The organism is Rhodopseudomonas sp. BR0G17 (assembly GCF_010907025.1).
In the GTDB taxonomy this organism is placed as follows: Bacteria; Pseudomonadota; Alphaproteobacteria; order Rhizobiales; family Xanthobacteraceae; genus Rhodopseudomonas; species Rhodopseudomonas palustris_H.
Map to the genome: position 1 here is coordinate 22,730 of NZ_QUML01000014.1, position 15,005 is coordinate 37,734.

The window sequence follows — 15,005 nt, forward strand, 5'->3', positions numbered from 1 at the left end:
TTCGCGAACCACCTACAGCGAGGCTACTCCCATGCAACTCACGCTTGGACCGGTGCTGTTCAACTGGAAGCCGGAAGAGTGGCGCGACTTCTATTTCCGCATCGCCGACGAAGCGCCGGTCGATACCGTCGTGGTCGGCGAGGTGGTGTGCTCGAAGCGCCAGCCGTTCCTCGAGGAGCACATCCCGGCGGTGGTCGAGCGCCTCGCCGGCGCCGGCAAGAAAGTGCTGATGGGCTCGCTGGTGCTGATGTCGCTGCCGCGCGAGCGCAAGGCGATGGCCGAGCTCGCTGCCGACGACGGCTTCATGATGGAGGTCAACGACCTCTCCTGCCTCGGCATGCTCGGCGGCAAGGCCCACGCGATCGGTCCGTTCGTCAACATCTACAACGAGTCGACCGCGGCGTATTTCGCCTCGCGCGGCGCCAGCCGCATCTGCCTGCCGCCGGAGCTGCCGCTGTCGGCGATCCGCAGCATCGCCAAGTCGCTGCCCAACGTGTCGTTCGAGGTGTTCTCGTTCGGCCGGGTACCGCTGGCGATCTCGGCGCGCTGCTATCATGCCCGGCTCAACAAGCTGGCGAAGGACAATTGCAAGTTCGTCTGCGAGCAGGACCCGGACGGTCTCGCCGTGACGACGCTCGATGACGAGCCGTTCCTGGCGATGAACGGCGTGCAGACGCTGTCCTACACCTGCGCCAGCCTGCTCGGCGACATCGACAAGCTCAAGGACGCCGGCGTTTCCTCGATGCGCCTGTCGCCGCAGCAGTGCGACATGGTGGCGGTCGCCAAGCTGTATCGCGACGTGATCGACGGCAAGATCGCGGTGGCCGAAGGTGCACAGAAGCTCGACCAGCTTTATTCGCTGAAGAAGTCGAACGGCTTCCTGTTCTCCAAGCCGGGTGCTGCCTTCGTCACCGACTCGGGCGACGTCCGGCGGATCGTGCCGGCGGCGTAAGCACGCGGCGATTATTTGAAGTTCGGCGCCGTCTCCACACTACCAACCGTCATCCTCCGCGTATGCGGAGGATCCAGTACGGTGGTGCGCTGATTCTTGAAGCAAGCCTCTGGAATACTGGATCGCCCGCCTACGCGGGCGATGACGGCCGATGCTGTGGCACGGCGGACCAGCACTCGGTTCCGTCATGCGCGGGCTTGACCCGCCTGCGGGGCCGAAGCCTCTTCGGCGCGGCGAAGGCCCGCGCATCCATCCCGCGCGTGAGCGCGTGTTCAACAACATCAATTGAAGAAGATGGATCGCCGGGTCGAGCCCGGCGATGACGACTGTTTAGGGGGAGCCGTTTACGACCAGCGTCTGCTCAGCGCTTCAGGTCAGCGGCTTTAAGATCCGCGCCAGTTCGGCGTGGATGGTTTCGTTGCCGCAGACGATGTCGCCGGTTTTCAGCACGTCGCCGCCGTTGATGTCGCCGACGGTGCCGCCGGCTTCGCGGATCATCACGATGCCGGCCGCGATGTCCCACGGCGACAGATTGCGTTCCCAGAAGCCGTCGAAGCGGCCGGCCGCGACCGCGCCGAGGTCGAGCGAGGCGGTGCCGAACCGGCGCAGGCCGGCGACCTTGGGCTGCAGCGCGGCCATCTCGCGCTGGTTCTGCGCGAAGTCGCCGCGGCCGAGATGCGGCAGGCCGCAGCCGATGACGCAGTCGTGGAGTTCGCGGCGGTTGGCGACGCGCAGCCGGGTGTCGTTGAGAAACGCACCCTTGCCGCGCTCGGCGATGTACAGCTCTTCATTGGCCGGATTGTAGATCACGCCGGCGATCATCGTGCCTTCGCGTTCGAGGCCGATCGAGATCGCGAAATGCGGGATGCCGTGCAGGAAGTTGGTAGTGCCGTCGAGCGGATCGACGATCCAGCGATGGGTCTTGTCGGCGCCTTCGCGGCTGCCGCCTTCCTCGCCGAGGAAGCCGTAGCCCGGGCGCGCCTTCGACAGGTCCTCGTACAGCATCTCTTCGGCGCGCTTGTCGGCGCGGGACACGAAGTTGGCCGGGCCCTTCAGCGACACCTGGAGATTTTCAATCTCGCCGAAGTCGCGCTTGAGGCTGCGGCCGGCGCGGCGCGCCGCCTTGACCATGACGTTGATGAGAGCGGAATGGATCATGGTCTGGTCTCGTGACGACCTGCGAACGGTCTGGTCGGGAAGGGGATGTGTGGGGTTTGCGGCCGCAAGGGGTGCCCTGTGCGGCGGGCGGCGTCAACCCGGATCATTTGCCGCCGCCGATCCAGGTCCGCGCCGCCTCTTCGGCTTTGGCGCGATCCTCGGGCGACATCTGCGCCAGCGTCTGGTCGAGCTGCAGGTCGCCCTTGCCGGCGGTCTTGGCGACCAGGTGCCATTTCATGGCTTCGTTGATGTCACGCGGCGCCCCTTGGCCGGAGACCAGCACGTGGGCGAGGCGATTCTGGGCGATCGGGTTGTTGGCGCGCGCCGCCTTGCGCAGCAGCGCCACGGCGGCCGGCTCGTTTTTCGGCGTGCCGGTGCCGTTGTACAGCGCGATGGCGTATTCAACCTGGGCCGGGACGTTGCCGGCGAGCGCGGCGGCCTGCAGCAGCCGCACCGACTGCTCGATGTTCTTTGTTACCCCGGTACCTTCTTTGTAGAAGGTCGCCAGCGCATATTGGGCCTCCGGGTTGCCGGCGTCGGCCGCCATCCGCAGCAGTTCGGCCGCGCGCTTGACGTCCTGCGGGAAGGTCTGGCCGTCGAGGTAGAGCAGCGCCAGATTATAGGCCGCCTTCGGCTCGCCGAGCTTGGCGGCCTGCGCCAGCCATTTGGCGGCTTCCTCACGGTTCGGCGGGCCGCCGCGGCCGCCCATCCGGGCCATGGCGAGGGCAAACATCGCCTCGCGGTCGCCGAGGTCGGCCGCTTTCGAATACCACTCGACCGCCTTCTTATAGTCGCGCTTGACGCCGAGGGCGTTGGCGTAAAGCTCGCCCAGCATGGTCATGGCTTTGGCGTCGTTATCGGCGGCGCGCTTCTGGGCCAGCTCGAACGCCGTCTTGTAGAAGCCGCGCTGATAGGCGCCGTACACCAGGTCGACATTGGGATCTTCGGCCGCGGCCGCGCCGCCGCCCTCGGGGGCAGCCTTGGCGTCGGGTTTATCGGCCGGCTTCTTGGCCTTGTCCTTGGCCTCGGTGGCGGGGGCCTTGGCCGGGGCCGGCGGCCGGGGCTTCGGCTTTTCCGGCTCCAGCGGCTTCGGGAACGGGTTGGGGCCGGACGGCGGCGACAGCGAGACTTGCGCCGCTGCGCCGGTGGCAAGCAGCACCGAAGCCGCAACAATCGCGAACGCGCGCAGCGCCTTCATCTTGGAATCCAATGTGTTATTGCCGGGGGGCGGCAGCGAAGCCTTGGCGCAGCGCTTCGCCGGCGTCCGCCAGCGCGGCCGTGGGAACGTCGGCGCTCCAGATGAAGTCGCCCACCAGCACGAAATCGGCACCTGCTGTGGCGAATTGATGGACTTCGTCGCGGCTGGTCGCATAGCCGACGCATGGCGGCTCGAACAGCTCGGCCCACCAGTCCAAACGCTCGGCAATCGCCTCGGCCGACGGCCGGGTGCCGTCGGCGCCGGGCTCGCCGAACAGCACGTAATCAGCGCCGGCTTCGCCGGCGATCATCGAATCATGGCGGGTTTCGAGCCCGCCGACGCCGGCGATCCGGGACGGCTGCAATTGCGGCAGCCATTCCTGCATCGCCTTGAGGCCGGACAGATGCGCCCCGTCGGCGCCGCCGCGTGCCACCAGGTCGGCGTGGCCGTCGACCAGGAGAGCTGCGCCGCCTGCCTGCACCACCGGCGCCACCGCCTTGATCCGCGACGTCAGGGTCCGCGGATCGGACGGCTCCAGCCGCAGCAGCACCGCCGCGATATCGGCGGCGGCGAGCAGCTTCGGCAGGGCCGCGACCAGGGCGGCGGGATCGGCAGTCACCGGCGTCGCCAGATACAGGCGCGGCGCCGGACGCGATGGAGCAGGCTTGGCGTTCATACGGCTCAGGCGGCCTTCTTGGTTTCGAGCTCGGCGCTCCACTCGCCCTTGGCGGCGAGCGAGTTCATCCGGGCCCGGTGCGTGAACGCGGCCTGACCGGCCGCGACGTTTTCGGCCTTGCCCGACCACGCCTTCTGCGGCGCGGCCTGCAGGGCACGGCCGTACGAGAAGGTGAGGCCCCAGGGCAGGCCGCCGATCTTGTTCATGGCATCGAGATGCGCCGTCGCTTCTTCGTCCGACTGGCCGCCGGACAGGAAGGCGATGCCCGGAACCGCCGACGGCACGCAGGCCTTCAGCAGCTTCACGGTCTTTTCGGCGACTTCCTGCACCGACGCCTTCTTAGCCGATTTCTTGCCGGGGACCGCCATATTCGGCTTCAGGATCATGCCTTCGAGGGCGACGCCCTGGAAGTAGAGTTGCTGGAAGGTTTCCTTCAGCACCCATTCGGTGACGTTGTAGCAGGTGTCGATGTCGTGGGCGCCGTCCATCAGCACCTCGGGCTCGACGATCGGCACGATCTGGGCCTGCTGGCACAGCGCCGCGTAGCGCGCCAGCGCATGGGCGTTGGTCATGATCGCGGTGTGGGTCGGCACCCCGCGGGCGGTGTCGATGTCGATCACGGCGCGCCATTTCGCGAAGCGGGCGCCCTGCTTGTAGTACTTGGCGAGCCGCTCGGCGAGCTTGTCGAGGCCGACCGTGATGGTCTCGCCCGGGCAGTTCGGCAGCGGCTGGGTGCCCTCGTCGACCTTGATGCCGGGGATGCTGCCGGCCTGCTCGATCAGCTTCACCAGCGGAGTGCCGTCGGCGGCGTTCTGCCAGATCGTCTCGTCGTACAGGATCACGCCGGAGACGTAGTCGCTCATCGCTTCCTTGGAGCGGAACAGCATCTCGCGATAATCGCGGCGGTTGGTCTCGGTCGACTCCACCCCGATCACGTCGAACCGCTTCTTGATCGTTCCCGACGACTCGTCGGCAGCGAGAATGCCCTTGCCGGGCGCGACCATGGCGCGAGCGATCTGGTTCAAGTCAGCGAGGTTCATCGCGTCTCTCCTTTGGCTGTTCTTGTTGGTTTGGGAAGCCGTTCGGACAGGGTCTTAGACAATGCCGAGGAAGATGGCGAGGGCGCGATTGACCGCGGCCATGTCGCCAGTGGAGAGGCGGCTAGCGTCATTCCCCGCGAAGGCGGGGGAACCAGTGTTCCAGAGCGCTCGTGTTCGATCCGCCTTTCACTGCCATACTGGATCGCCCGCCTTCGCGGGCGATGACGAGAGAGAATGCGGTAAGGACGGGCGTGTCACTTCCCGTCGTCGCCCCAGACTTCGATCAGCATAACGGCGAGCTGCTCAAGGAGCTCTTGGTCTTCTGCACTCGCGTTGATGGCCGCACACGCCCGGCGAATTCTGCCTTGATCTCTGGATCATTCAAGTCAGGGAGCGGCGGATCGGTCGGCCGCAGCCCAGGCGCCGTCATCTCGGCCGTGCGATCCGCACCACACTCCTGCTCGGAGTGTAGGTGCGAAACGCTGTATCTACAACCTGGGCGTTCTTCGCGCCCGAGTGGGCTGAGCTGGGCCTACTTGACCCGGAGGACTTCCACGCCCGGCAGCGGCTTGCCTTCCATCCATTCCAGGAAGGCGCCACCGGCTGTCGAGATGTAGGTGAAGTCGTCGGCGACGCCGGCGTGGTTGAGCGCCGCGACGGTGTCGCCGCCGCCTGCCACCGACACCAGCTTGCCGGCCTTGGTGCGCTTGGCGGCATGCTTGGCGGCTTCGACGGTGCCCTTGTCGAACGGCGTCAGCTCGAACGCGCCGACCGGGCCGTTCCACACCAGGGTGGCGGCGTCGTCGATCGCGGCGTGGATGCGCTCGATCGAGCGCGGGCCTACGTCGAGGATCATGCTGTCCGGCGGGATCGCGTCGAGGCCGTAGGCGAACGACGGCGCGTTGGCCTCGAAGTGATAGGCCACGGTGGCGTCGACCGGGAGGATGATGGCGCAGTTGGCGGCTTCGGCCTTATCGATGATGCGCAGCGCGGTCGGGGCCAAGTCCTTCTCGCACAGCGACTTGCCGACCTTGACGCCCTGGGCGTGCAGGAAGGTGTTGGCCATGCCGCCGCCGATCACCAGCGCCTGCACCTTGGTGACGAGGTTTTCGAGCAGGTCGATCTTGGTCGATACCTTGGCGCCGCCGACGATCGCGATCACCGGCTTCACCGGCGCTTCCAGCGCCTTGTTCAGCGCCACCAGCTCGGCCTGCATGGTGCGGCCCGCATAGGCCGGCAGCTTGTGGCCGAGGCCTTCGGTGGTGGCGTGGGCGCGGTGCGCGGCCGAGAACGCGTCGTTGACCCAGATGTCGCCGAGCTCGGCGAGCTTGTCGACGAACGCCGGATCGTTCTTCTCTTCCTCGGGATGGAAGCGGGTGTTTTCCAGGCACAGGATGTCGCCGTCGTTCATTGCGGCGATCGCCTTGGCGGCGGGCTCGCCGATGCAGTCATCAGCGAAGCCGACCGGCTTCTTGATGACGTCGGCCAGCGCGGCGGCGACCGGCTTGAGCGAGTTCTTGTCGTCGCGGCCCTTCGGCCGGCCGAAATGCGCCAGCAGGATCACCTTGGCGCCCTTGCTCGACAGCTCGGTGATGGTCGGCATCACGCGCTCGAGCCGGGTGGTGTCGGTCACCTTGCCGGCGTCCATCGGCACGTTGAGATCGACGCGCAGCAGCACGCGCTTGCCCTTCACATCGACGTCGTCGAGGGTGCGGAATGTCTTTGTCATGATGAACCCGGTGCCTTGGGTGTCATCCTTCGAGACGCCTCGCTGCGCTCGGCTCCTCAGGATGAGGGAGGATGATGGGCGCACGAAGAACAGCTTCGGCGCGTCGAATGCGGCGCCTCATGGCAGAAGCGGGTGATAACCCGAGCTTGGTGCATGAGGCGCCGTGTCGTCGTCGACTTCGCCGCTGAGCGGCTTAGTCGATTAGATCGAGACTTGGTCGATTAGATCAGCTTGCCCATCGCGACGGCGGTGTCGGCCATGCGGTTGGAAAAGCCCCACTCGTTGTCGTACCACGACATCACGCGCACCAGCGTGCCGTTCTGCACCTTGGTCTGGTCCATGTGGAAGGTGGACGAGTGCGGATCGTGGTTGAAGTCGATCGAGACGTTCGGCGCGTTAGTGTAGCCGAGGATGCCCTTCAGCTCCTGCTCGGCGGCGCGCTTGATCGCTTCGTTGATCTCTTCCTTGGTGGTGGCCTTCTTGGCGATGATCTTGAGGTCGACCACCGAGACGTTCGGGGTCGGCACGCGGATCGCGACGCCGTCCAGCTTGCCCTTCAGCTCGGGCAGCACCAGGCCGATCGCCTTGGCGGCGCCGGTCGAGGTCGGGATCATCGACATCGCCGCGGCGCGGCCGCGGTAGAGATCCTTGTGCATGGTGTCCAGCGTCGGCTGGTCGCCGGTGTAGGCATGGATCGTGGTCATGAAGCCGGTTTCGATGCCGACGGTGTCGTTGAGCACCTTGGCGACCGGAGCCAGGCAGTTCGTGGTGCACGAGCCGTTCGAAACCACCATGTGGTCCTTCGACAGGGTGGCGTGGTTGACGCCATACACGATGGTCGCGTCAGCGCCGTCCGACGGAGCCGAAACCAGAACGCGCTTGGCGCCGGCGGTCAGCAGCGCGGCGGCCTTATCGCGCGCGGTGAAGATGCCGGTGCATTCCAGCGCGATGTCGACGCCGACTTCCTTGTACGGCAGCGCCGACGGATCCTTGATCGCCGTCACCTTGATCTTGCCGCGGCCGGCATCGATCGTGTCGCCGTCGACCTTGACCTCGTGCGGGAAGCGGCCGTGGACGGAGTCGAAGCGCAGCAGATGGGCATTGGTCTCGACCGGGCCGAGATCGTTGATCGCAACGACTTCGATATCCTTACGACCGGACTCGTAGATCGCCCGCATAACGTTGCGGCCGATGCGGCCAAACCCATTGATCGCGACCCGAACTGCCATCCAACTTCTCCTCGCTGCAGATGATTTTCAATTCTACGACGGGGCGCTCCCCGTACTCTTGCGCGGTTTCATGCCCAAAATACCGAGCGGTTGCAATCCGCTCGTTCATGATTCAGATCAAAGACTTACCGCAGGCGCGGCCCACCTGATGCGGTGAACTGCCGCGCCCGAAAAATTGCGCGATCCTTAATCGCCCACGTGCGGGCGCCGCGATATTAGGCGGCGAGCCGACGCTTAGCGGCGTCCGCCACGGCCTCGGCGGTAATGCCGAAGTGCTTGTAGAGGTCCTTGGCCGGCGCGCTGGCGCCGAAGCCGGTCATGCCGACGAAGCCGCCGTCCGGACCGATCACCGCGTCCCAGCCGAACCGCACCGCGGCTTCGACCGCGACCTTGACCGGCGCATCGCCGATGATCGCGGCGCGGGTGGCGTCGTCCTGCGCCAGCAGCAGATCGAGCGACGGCACCGAGACGACGCGGGCGGCGACGCCCTGCACCTCGAGCAGCTTCTGCGCCGCGACCGCGATCTCGACCTCGGAGCCGGTGGCGAAGATCGACACCTGCGCCTTGCCCGGCGCCGGGATCAGCTCGTAGCCGCCGGTGGCGCAGAGGTTGGCCTCGGAGGTTGCGGTGCGGACCTGAGCGAGGTTCTGCCGCGACAGCGCCAGCACGGTCGGCCCGTTGGTGTTCTCCAGCGCGAGCTGCCAGCATTCGGCGGTTTCCACCGCGTCGGCCGGGCGGAATACCCGCATGTTCGGCATCGCCCGCAGAGCGGCGAGGTGTTCGACCGGCTGATGCGTCGGGCCGTCTTCGCCGAGCCCGATCGAATCGTGGGTCATGATGTAGACGACTGGCACATGCGACAGTGCCGCGACCCGCATCGACGGCCGCGCATAGTCGGTGAAGCACAAGAAGGTGCCGCCCGCGGGCGCGAACCCGCCATGCAGCGCAAGGCCGTTCATCGCCGCCGCCATCCCCATCTCGCGGATGCCGTAATGGATGTAGCGGCCGGAGAAATCGTCCGGTGTCACGTCCTTGGCTTGCTTGACGCGGGTATTGTTGGAGGGCGTCAGGTCGGCGGAGCCGAGCAGCAGCTCGGGCACCACCGGCGTAAGTGCTTCCAGCGCCAGTTCGCTGGCCTTGCGGGTGGCGATGGTCTGCGGTTCGGCGACCAGTTTTTCCTTGAGCGCACGGATCGCATCCGCAATCGCCGCCGGCCGCTTACGGTCGATCACCCGGCGTTTGAAATCGTCGCGCTTGTCCGCCGGCAGCGCGTCGAACCGGGCCAGCCAGTCGGCGCGGGCGGAGGCGCCCTGTTTGCCGACATTGCGCCAGGCACCGAGCACGTCGTCCGGAATCTCGAACGGGCCGTAGTCCCAGCCGAGCGCCTTCTTGGCGCCCGCAAGCTCTTCGGCTCCGAGCGGTTCGCCATGCGCCTTCGAGGTGCCGGCCTTATGCGGCGCGCCGAAGCCGATGGTGGTCTTGCAGGCGATCATGGTCGGCCGGTCGGAGGCCTGGGCTTTGCGTATCGCGTCGGCGATCGCCTTGTGGTCGTGACCGTCGATCCGGAATGAATTCCAGCCATGCGCCTGGAAGCGCGCGACCTGGTCGACATTGTCGGTGAGCGACAGCGGGCCGTCGATCGAGATGCCGTTGTCGTCGTAAAGGAAGATCAGCTTCGACAGCTTGAGGTGCCCGGCGAGCGCGATCGCCTCGTGGCTGACGCCTTCCATCAGGTCGCCGTCCGAGCACAGCACGTAGGTGTAGTGATCGACGATGTCGCCAAACTCCGCCTGCAGCAGCCGCTCCGCCAGCGCCGTGCCGACCGACGAGGCGACGCCCTGGCCGAGCGGGCCGGTGGTAGTCTCGACCGACGAGGTGATGCAGTTCTCCGGATGGCCCGGCGTCTTGGAGTCGAGCTGGCGGAAATTCTTGATCTGATCGAGCGTCAGTTCTTCGTTGCCGGTCAGATACAGCAGCGCATAGAGCAGCATCGAGCCGTGGCCGGCCGACAGAATGAAACGGTCGCGGTCCGGCCAGTGCGGATCGGCGGCATCGAATTTCAGAAACTGCGACCACAGCACGGTCGCGACATCGGCGGCCCCCATCGGCAGCCCGGGATGGCCGGATTTGGCCTTCTCCACCGCATCCATCGCCAGCGCCCGGATTGCGTTTGCCATACGGGAATGATCGACCTGCGCCATGATGGATCTCGCCTGAAAATGAGGGTTGCGGTTGTTCCGGTAGAATCGGAACGTGCCCTGCCTCCATGGCAGGGCGATGAACAGAACAGATGGGGCTGGACAGCCGGGGAAGCCAGTTCGGCATAGCACCCGATACCGCTAGGGCCAACATTTTGGCCCGGAACCGGCGCTTTGGCGGGTGCTTTGCAGTGCATAGTGCAGCGGCAGCGTTGCGCTGGGCTTCTGCGCCACGTAAATTTCATGCTCTAAAGGCTTGTTCAATCGTGGCTTTTGTGGGGGTCCCCAGAGACCTCGGGTGTGGGAGCTTGCGAGGGGTCGCGCAACGAGCATGACGGATCGTCCTGCCCACGGTTCCATCGCTGCCGATCAGGCACCGGCCGAGATCGTTGCGGCGGCTCGCCGCCTTGCAGCGGCGCTTGAAGCGCTGGAAAGCGCGGTGGAACGGCGTGCCGAGGCCGACCGCGACGAGGACGAGCTGGCCTCGCGAATCCAGGCGCTCGGCGCCGATCGGTCGCGCCTCGCCGACGAACTCGACGGTGCGCTGGTGCGCAGCCGCAAACTCGAGCGGGTCAATCGCGAGATCGCGCAGCGGCTCGATTCCGCCATCGACACCATTCGCCACGTGCTCGATACGGAAGCGGGCGATCCACAGCCGGCCGAGGAGGAGTCATGAGCTCGAGCGACTCCGCTGGGTCCGCCAACCACGTCAGCGTCACCATCAACGGCCGGCAATACCGGATGGCCTGCGAGCCGGGCCAGGAGCCGCAGCTGCTCGGGCTCGCTGAAAATCTCGAGACACGGATTCAGAGCCTGCGCGGCCGGTTCGGCGAGATCGGCGACGCGCGGCTGACCGTGATGGCGGCGCTGATGATGGCGGACGAACTCCTCGATGCCCACGGCCGCATCGCCTCGCTGCAGCAGGAAGTCGATGCTTTGCGCAACGACCGCGCCGCTTCGCTCGATCGCACCGTATCGACCAACCGCGCCGTCGCCGCCGCGCTCAACAGCGCCGCCGAACGCATCGAGCGCACCACCCAGGTCCTCAACCGCACCATCGGCGGCGGCATCGCGATCGGGTAGTCTTGTTTCTTTCTTACAGCGCGCAATTGCCGGGGATACTACCGTTTGTCATTCCGGGATGCGCGCCCTTGCGCGCAGGCCCGGAATCCATATCCCCTGGAATCGCGGTGAAGCACTGCAGCGGAGATGCAGTACTCAACTGTGACGATAGGGGGTATGGATTCCGGGCTCGCGCTGCGCGCGCCCCGGAATGACGGGGAAAGGTTGTGATTGCAGCAAAGAGCTGTTGTTACTTCCTGAGCACCGCCACCAGCTCGACATGCGGTGTGTACTTGAACTGATCGACCGGGATCACGCGGTCGAGTTTGTAGCCGCCGTCGATCAGCAGCTTTGCGTCGCGGGCGAAGGTGGTGGCGTTGCAGGAGACGGCGAGTACCAGCGGCACCCGGCTGGCTGCGAGCTGCGCGGCCTGCGCCTGCGCGCCCTGGCGCGGGGGATCGAACAGCACGGCGTCGAAGTCGCGGAGTTCGGGCGGTGCGAGCGGGCGACGGAACAGATCGCGCGCTTCGGCCTTCACCGGCTTCAGCCCCGGCGTCGCCGGCGCGGCCTTCTGCAGCGCCGCGACGGCCGGCGCGTCGCTGTCACAGGCGAACACCCGGGCCTTCTCGGCGAGGCGCAGTGCGAACGGGCCGACGCCGCAGAACAGATCCGCGACCTGCTTGGCGCGGCCGAGATGAGCTATCGCCAGCTCTGCCAGCGTTTGTTCGCCGAGCGCCGTCGCCTGCAGGAATGCGCCCGGCGGCAGCGTCACCTTGGCCTTGCCGATCGCCACCACCGGCGGCCGGCGCAGCAGAACTAATTCACCGTGGCGCGTCAGCCGGGCGAGCTTGTGCTTATCGGCGAGCTGCGACAGCGAGGTGATCATCTTCGGCGGCAGCGGGCCCGAGCCGCGTACGTCGATATCGAGACCGTTTTCGGTGGCGGTGACTTGAATATCGAGGGGCTTGCCGACCGGCGTCAGCGCTTCGGCCAACGCCCAGGCCGCTTCCAGCGCGCCGCTCAGCGCCGGATCGAGGATCGGGCAGTGATCGATGGCGATGATGTCGTGGCTTGCGGTGGCGCTGAAGCCGACCTTGAGAATGTCGTGCGTGCCGCGGCGTCCATGCAGCGTGACGCGGCGGCGACCGGCGCCGTGGGCATCGATCAGCGGATCGACCGGAACGTCGATCCCCGCCTGCGCCAGCGTCTCGATTACCAGGTTGCGCTTCCACGTCCGATACGGCTCGTCGCGCAAATGCTGGATCGCGCAGCCGCCGCACATGCCGAAATGCGGACAGAACGGTGCCACCCGGTCGGGGCTGGGGACCTCGACGCGCAGCAGTTTGCGGCGGTCGGGATGGCCCTGCACCGGTTCGGCCTCGACGGTTTCGCCGGGCAGCGCAAACGGCACGTAAGTCGCGCCGCCTGGCGACAGGCTGACGCCGTCGCCGCGGTGGCCGAGCTGATCGATCGTCAGGGTCTGGATCATGGCGATGCGATAGTCCCCGGCCGGCAGGCCGTAAAGCCGGAAGTGATCAGGCGGCGACGGCCGCTGCCATTGCGTCGCGCGTCAGCCGGTGAAACCGCCACACCAGCAGCGCCGCATAGACGGTCAGGCCGATCGCCAGCCCGATCCAGACACCGAACGGGCCGAGGTCGGTGTGGAAGCCGAGCACCCAGCAGAACGGAAAGCCGATCAGCCAGAACCCGAGCACCGCAAACAGCAGCGGCACCTTGGTGTCGTTGCGGCCGCGCAGCGCGCCGTTGGCGACGACCTGCAGGCCGTCGGCAATGAAGAAGCTCGCGCCGACGATCAGCAGCGCCGCGGTCAGCGTCGCGGTTTCGATCGAGGTGTCTGAATCGCCGAGGAACAGCTGCGGAATCTGATGCCGTGTCAGCGCGACCAGCAGCGTCATCGCGGCCATGAAGATGAAGCCGAGGCCGATCGCCGCAAAGCCGGCGCGTCGCGCCGACGGCGGATCGCCGCGGCCGACCGCATGACCGACCCGCACCGTGGCGGCGACCGAGATCCCCATCGGCACCATGAACATGATTGCGGCGACCTGCAGGGCGATTTGATGCGCGGCGAGCGCGGTGGTGCCGAACTTGCCCATCAGGAGCGCCGCGGCACCGAACACGCCGTATTCCAGCACGGAAGCGCCGGAGATCGGCAGGCCGAGCTGCAGCAGCCGGCGCATCAGCTCGCCGTCGAACCGGAACAACTCGCCGAATACCTGGTACTTCCGGAACGGGCGCATCGTCACGCACACCAATGCGGCGGCGATGCACATCGCCCACGACACGATGCTGGTGGCAAGGCCGGCGCCGAAGATTTCCAGCCGCGGCAGGCCGAACGAGCCGTGGATCAGCACGTAAGCGAGGCCGAGATTGATCGGGATCGCGGTCAGCATGATCCACAGCGCCGGCTCGGGCCGGTTCACCGCGCCCATCAAGCCGCGCAGCGCGATGAACAGCCAGCCGGGCACCAGCGACCATGCCAGTCCGTCGAGATAATCGCCGGCGAGGCGCGAGGTCTCAGGATTCTGGCCGAGCGCAACCAGCAGCTCTTCGCCATAGAGCTGGCCAAGCGTGAGCGGCACGCCGGCGATCACGCCCGCCCACAGCCCGACGCGCAGCGACGCACGCACCTGCCGCGGCGCGCGCGCGCCGAACGCCTGCGCCGCCAGCGGCGTTACCGCGGAGACGAGCCCAAGGCCCATCGTGAAGGTCGAGAACAGCACGATATGCGCGAGCGCAGCCGCGGCCACGGCGGCATCGCCGAGCCGGCCGATCAGCGCCAGATCGGTGGTCATCATCGCGATCTGGCCGAGCTGCGTCAGCGCCATCGGCCATGCGAGCCACAGCGTTTCGATCAGCTCTGTCCGCCACGCAGACGATTTCGCCGGCGCAAGCGCGCCGGCGGCGATGTTGGAACCAGGTACGGTCATGGCGCGCACCATAGCCGAAGTTGCGGCCGGAGTAAGACTTTGGTTCCGGCCAAGACGTCGCGCCTTGAAAGCCCTTATCCGCGCTTTGCACCGAGGAAGAATTCGACATTGCCGTCACCACCGGCGATCGAGGACGCAAAGACCTCGATGTCGCGGCAGCCGAGCGAGGCGGCGAGGGCGATGGCGTCGTCGCACACCGCGCGATGCACCTTGGCGTCGCGCACGATGCCGCGCTTCGAGGGCGCCTCGAACTGCGGCTTGATCAGCGCCAGCAGACTCATCGGCGATGCGGCAAGCGACAGCGCCGCGGGCAGCACCTGCTTCAGCGAGATGAAGCTGGCGTCGATCACCACGATGTCCGGCCGCTGCGGCAGCCGCGTGCCCTCGAGCTTGCGGATGTCGGTCTCTTCCATCGACACGATCTTGGGATGGCCGCGCAGTGAAGCGTGGAGCTGATCGCGGCCGACATCGACGGCGAACACCAGCGCGGCGCCGTGCGCCAGCAGCACCTCGGTGAAGCCGCCGGTGGAGGAGCCGACGTCGAGGCAGACGTGATCCTCGATCTCGATCGGATAATGCTCCAGCGCGCCGGCGAGCTTGACGCCGCCGCGCGATACCCAGGGATGCGCCGGCTGCGCTTCAAGCTGTGCGTCGAGCGCGATCGGTTCGGAGACCTTGGCGACCGGCTTGCCGTCCGCAATTACGAGCCCGGCCTCGATCGCCGCCTGCGCCCGCGCGCGGCTGTCGAACAGGCCGCGCTCGACCAGCACGACATCGGCGCGTTTGCGTGGCGCGGATTCAGGTGGCTTCGCCAT

The 15,005-nt window shown here is 66.8% G+C and carries 13 protein-coding genes; 3 read left to right on the top strand and 10 right to left on the bottom strand.

The genetic code is table 11. The features are described 5' to 3' along the window. The first annotated feature begins 31 nt into the window (after positions 1-31). The gene (locus DY467_RS12990; protein ID WP_164636509.1) at positions 32-952 is read left to right on the top strand and encodes a U32 family peptidase; all 921 of its coding nucleotides are present in this window, start codon (positions 32-34) and stop codon (positions 950-952) included. Between the two features lie 369 nt (positions 953-1,321). Here the strand turns inward: DY467_RS12990 and DY467_RS12995 are convergent, their stop codons facing one another. The 7 genes from DY467_RS12995 to tkt form a co-directional block, all read right to left on the bottom strand. Then, positions 1,322-2,110, bottom strand: coding sequence for an inositol monophosphatase family protein (locus tag DY467_RS12995; protein ID WP_164636511.1), 789 nt, complete (start codon positions 2,108-2,110; stop codon positions 1,322-1,324). A 103-nt stretch (positions 2,111-2,213) separates the two neighbouring features. Next, positions 2,214-3,308: a tetratricopeptide repeat protein gene (locus DY467_RS13000; RefSeq protein ID WP_164636513.1), complete on the bottom strand. Its 1,095-nt coding sequence runs from the start codon at positions 3,306-3,308 to the stop codon at positions 2,214-2,216. 16 nt (positions 3,309-3,324) lie between these two features. Further along, positions 3,325-3,984, bottom strand: a complete 660-nt coding sequence (locus DY467_RS13005) for a thiamine phosphate synthase (RefSeq protein WP_107354362.1) — start codon at positions 3,982-3,984, stop codon at positions 3,325-3,327. A gap of 5 nt (positions 3,985-3,989) precedes the next feature. Further along, positions 3,990-5,024, bottom strand: a complete 1,035-nt coding sequence (locus DY467_RS13010) for a class I fructose-bisphosphate aldolase (protein WP_107343091.1) — start codon at positions 5,022-5,024, stop codon at positions 3,990-3,992. A 532-nt stretch (positions 5,025-5,556) separates the two neighbouring features. Further along, positions 5,557-6,753, bottom strand: a complete 1,197-nt coding sequence (locus tag DY467_RS13015; protein ID WP_164636515.1) for a phosphoglycerate kinase — start codon at positions 6,751-6,753, stop codon at positions 5,557-5,559. 221 nt (positions 6,754-6,974) lie between these two features. Then, positions 6,975-7,982, bottom strand: coding sequence for a type I glyceraldehyde-3-phosphate dehydrogenase (gene gap, locus DY467_RS13020; RefSeq protein WP_107343094.1), 1,008 nt, complete (start codon positions 7,980-7,982; stop codon positions 6,975-6,977). Positions 7,983-8,197: 215 nt separating this feature from the next. Next, positions 8,198-10,183: a transketolase gene (gene tkt, locus DY467_RS13025; protein WP_164636517.1), complete on the bottom strand. Its 1,986-nt coding sequence runs from the start codon at positions 10,181-10,183 to the stop codon at positions 8,198-8,200. A gap of 328 nt (positions 10,184-10,511) precedes the next feature. On the opposite strand from tkt, the gene DY467_RS13030 reads away from it, so the two are divergent. Together DY467_RS13030 and DY467_RS13035 are read left to right on the top strand one after the other, a co-directional pair. Beyond that, positions 10,512-10,856: a DUF4164 domain-containing protein gene (locus tag DY467_RS13030; protein ID WP_107343096.1), complete on the top strand. Its 345-nt coding sequence runs from the start codon at positions 10,512-10,514 to the stop codon at positions 10,854-10,856. Then, entirely contained in the window at positions 10,853-11,263 is a 411-nt protein-coding gene (locus DY467_RS13035) for a cell division protein ZapA (RefSeq protein WP_107343097.1), read from the top strand. Before DY467_RS13030 ends, DY467_RS13035 begins: the two co-directional genes overlap by 4 nt. A 229-nt stretch (positions 11,264-11,492) precedes the next feature. On the opposite strand, the gene DY467_RS13040 is transcribed toward DY467_RS13035, so the two are convergent. The 3 genes from DY467_RS13040 to DY467_RS13050 all read right to left on the bottom strand — a co-directional run bounded on the left by DY467_RS13040 (position 11,493) and on the right by DY467_RS13050 (position 15,005). After that, complete coding sequence (locus DY467_RS13040; RefSeq protein WP_164636519.1) at positions 11,493-12,731, bottom strand: class I SAM-dependent RNA methyltransferase; 1,239 nt, start codon at positions 12,729-12,731, stop codon at positions 11,493-11,495. A 46-nt stretch (positions 12,732-12,777) separates the two neighbouring features. After that, on the bottom strand, positions 12,778-14,202 hold the full coding sequence (locus tag DY467_RS13045) for an MATE family efflux transporter (protein WP_164636521.1): 1,425 nt from the start codon (positions 14,200-14,202) through the stop codon (positions 12,778-12,780). A 62-nt stretch (positions 14,203-14,264) separates the two neighbouring features. Further along, positions 14,265-15,005 (bottom strand): TlyA family RNA methyltransferase, encoded by a 741-nt coding sequence (locus DY467_RS13050; protein WP_164636523.1) that lies wholly within the window; start codon positions 15,003-15,005, stop codon positions 14,265-14,267.

What these genes read in the sequence shown, in the direction of transcription:
- DY467_RS13045 (WP_164636521.1), bottom strand. Translation starts at nt 14,202, where the DNA reads ATGGTGCGCGCCATGACCGTACCTGGTTCCAACATCGCCGCCGGCGCG.
- DY467_RS13030 (WP_107343096.1), top strand. Translation starts at nt 10,512, where the DNA reads ATGACGGATCGTCCTGCCCACGGTTCCATCGCTGCCGATCAGGCACCG.
- DY467_RS13005 (WP_107354362.1), bottom strand. Translation starts at nt 3,984, where the DNA reads ATGAACGCCAAGCCTGCTCCATCGCGTCCGGCGCCGCGCCTGTATCTG.
- DY467_RS12995 (WP_164636511.1), bottom strand. Translation starts at nt 2,110, where the DNA reads ATGATCCATTCCGCTCTCATCAACGTCATGGTCAAGGCGGCGCGCCGC.
- DY467_RS13010 (WP_107343091.1), bottom strand. Translation starts at nt 5,024, where the DNA reads ATGAACCTCGCTGACTTGAACCAGATCGCTCGCGCCATGGTCGCGCCC.
- DY467_RS13050 (WP_164636523.1), bottom strand. Translation starts at nt 15,005, where the DNA reads ATGGCGAAGCCACCTGAATCCGCGCCACGCAAACGCGCCGATGTCGTG.
- DY467_RS13000 (WP_164636513.1), bottom strand. Translation starts at nt 3,308, where the DNA reads ATGAAGGCGCTGCGCGCGTTCGCGATTGTTGCGGCTTCGGTGCTGCTT.
- DY467_RS13035 (WP_107343097.1), top strand. Translation starts at nt 10,853, where the DNA reads ATGAGCTCGAGCGACTCCGCTGGGTCCGCCAACCACGTCAGCGTCACC.
- gap (WP_107343094.1), bottom strand. Translation starts at nt 7,982, where the DNA reads ATGGCAGTTCGGGTCGCGATCAATGGGTTTGGCCGCATCGGCCGCAAC.
- DY467_RS13015 (WP_164636515.1), bottom strand. Translation starts at nt 6,753, where the DNA reads ATGACAAAGACATTCCGCACCCTCGACGACGTCGATGTGAAGGGCAAG.
- tkt (WP_164636517.1), bottom strand. Translation starts at nt 10,183, where the DNA reads ATGGCGCAGGTCGATCATTCCCGTATGGCAAACGCAATCCGGGCGCTG.
- DY467_RS12990 (WP_164636509.1), top strand. Translation starts at nt 32, where the DNA reads ATGCAACTCACGCTTGGACCGGTGCTGTTCAACTGGAAGCCGGAAGAG.
- DY467_RS13040 (WP_164636519.1), bottom strand. Translation starts at nt 12,731, where the DNA reads ATGATCCAGACCCTGACGATCGATCAGCTCGGCCACCGCGGCGACGGC.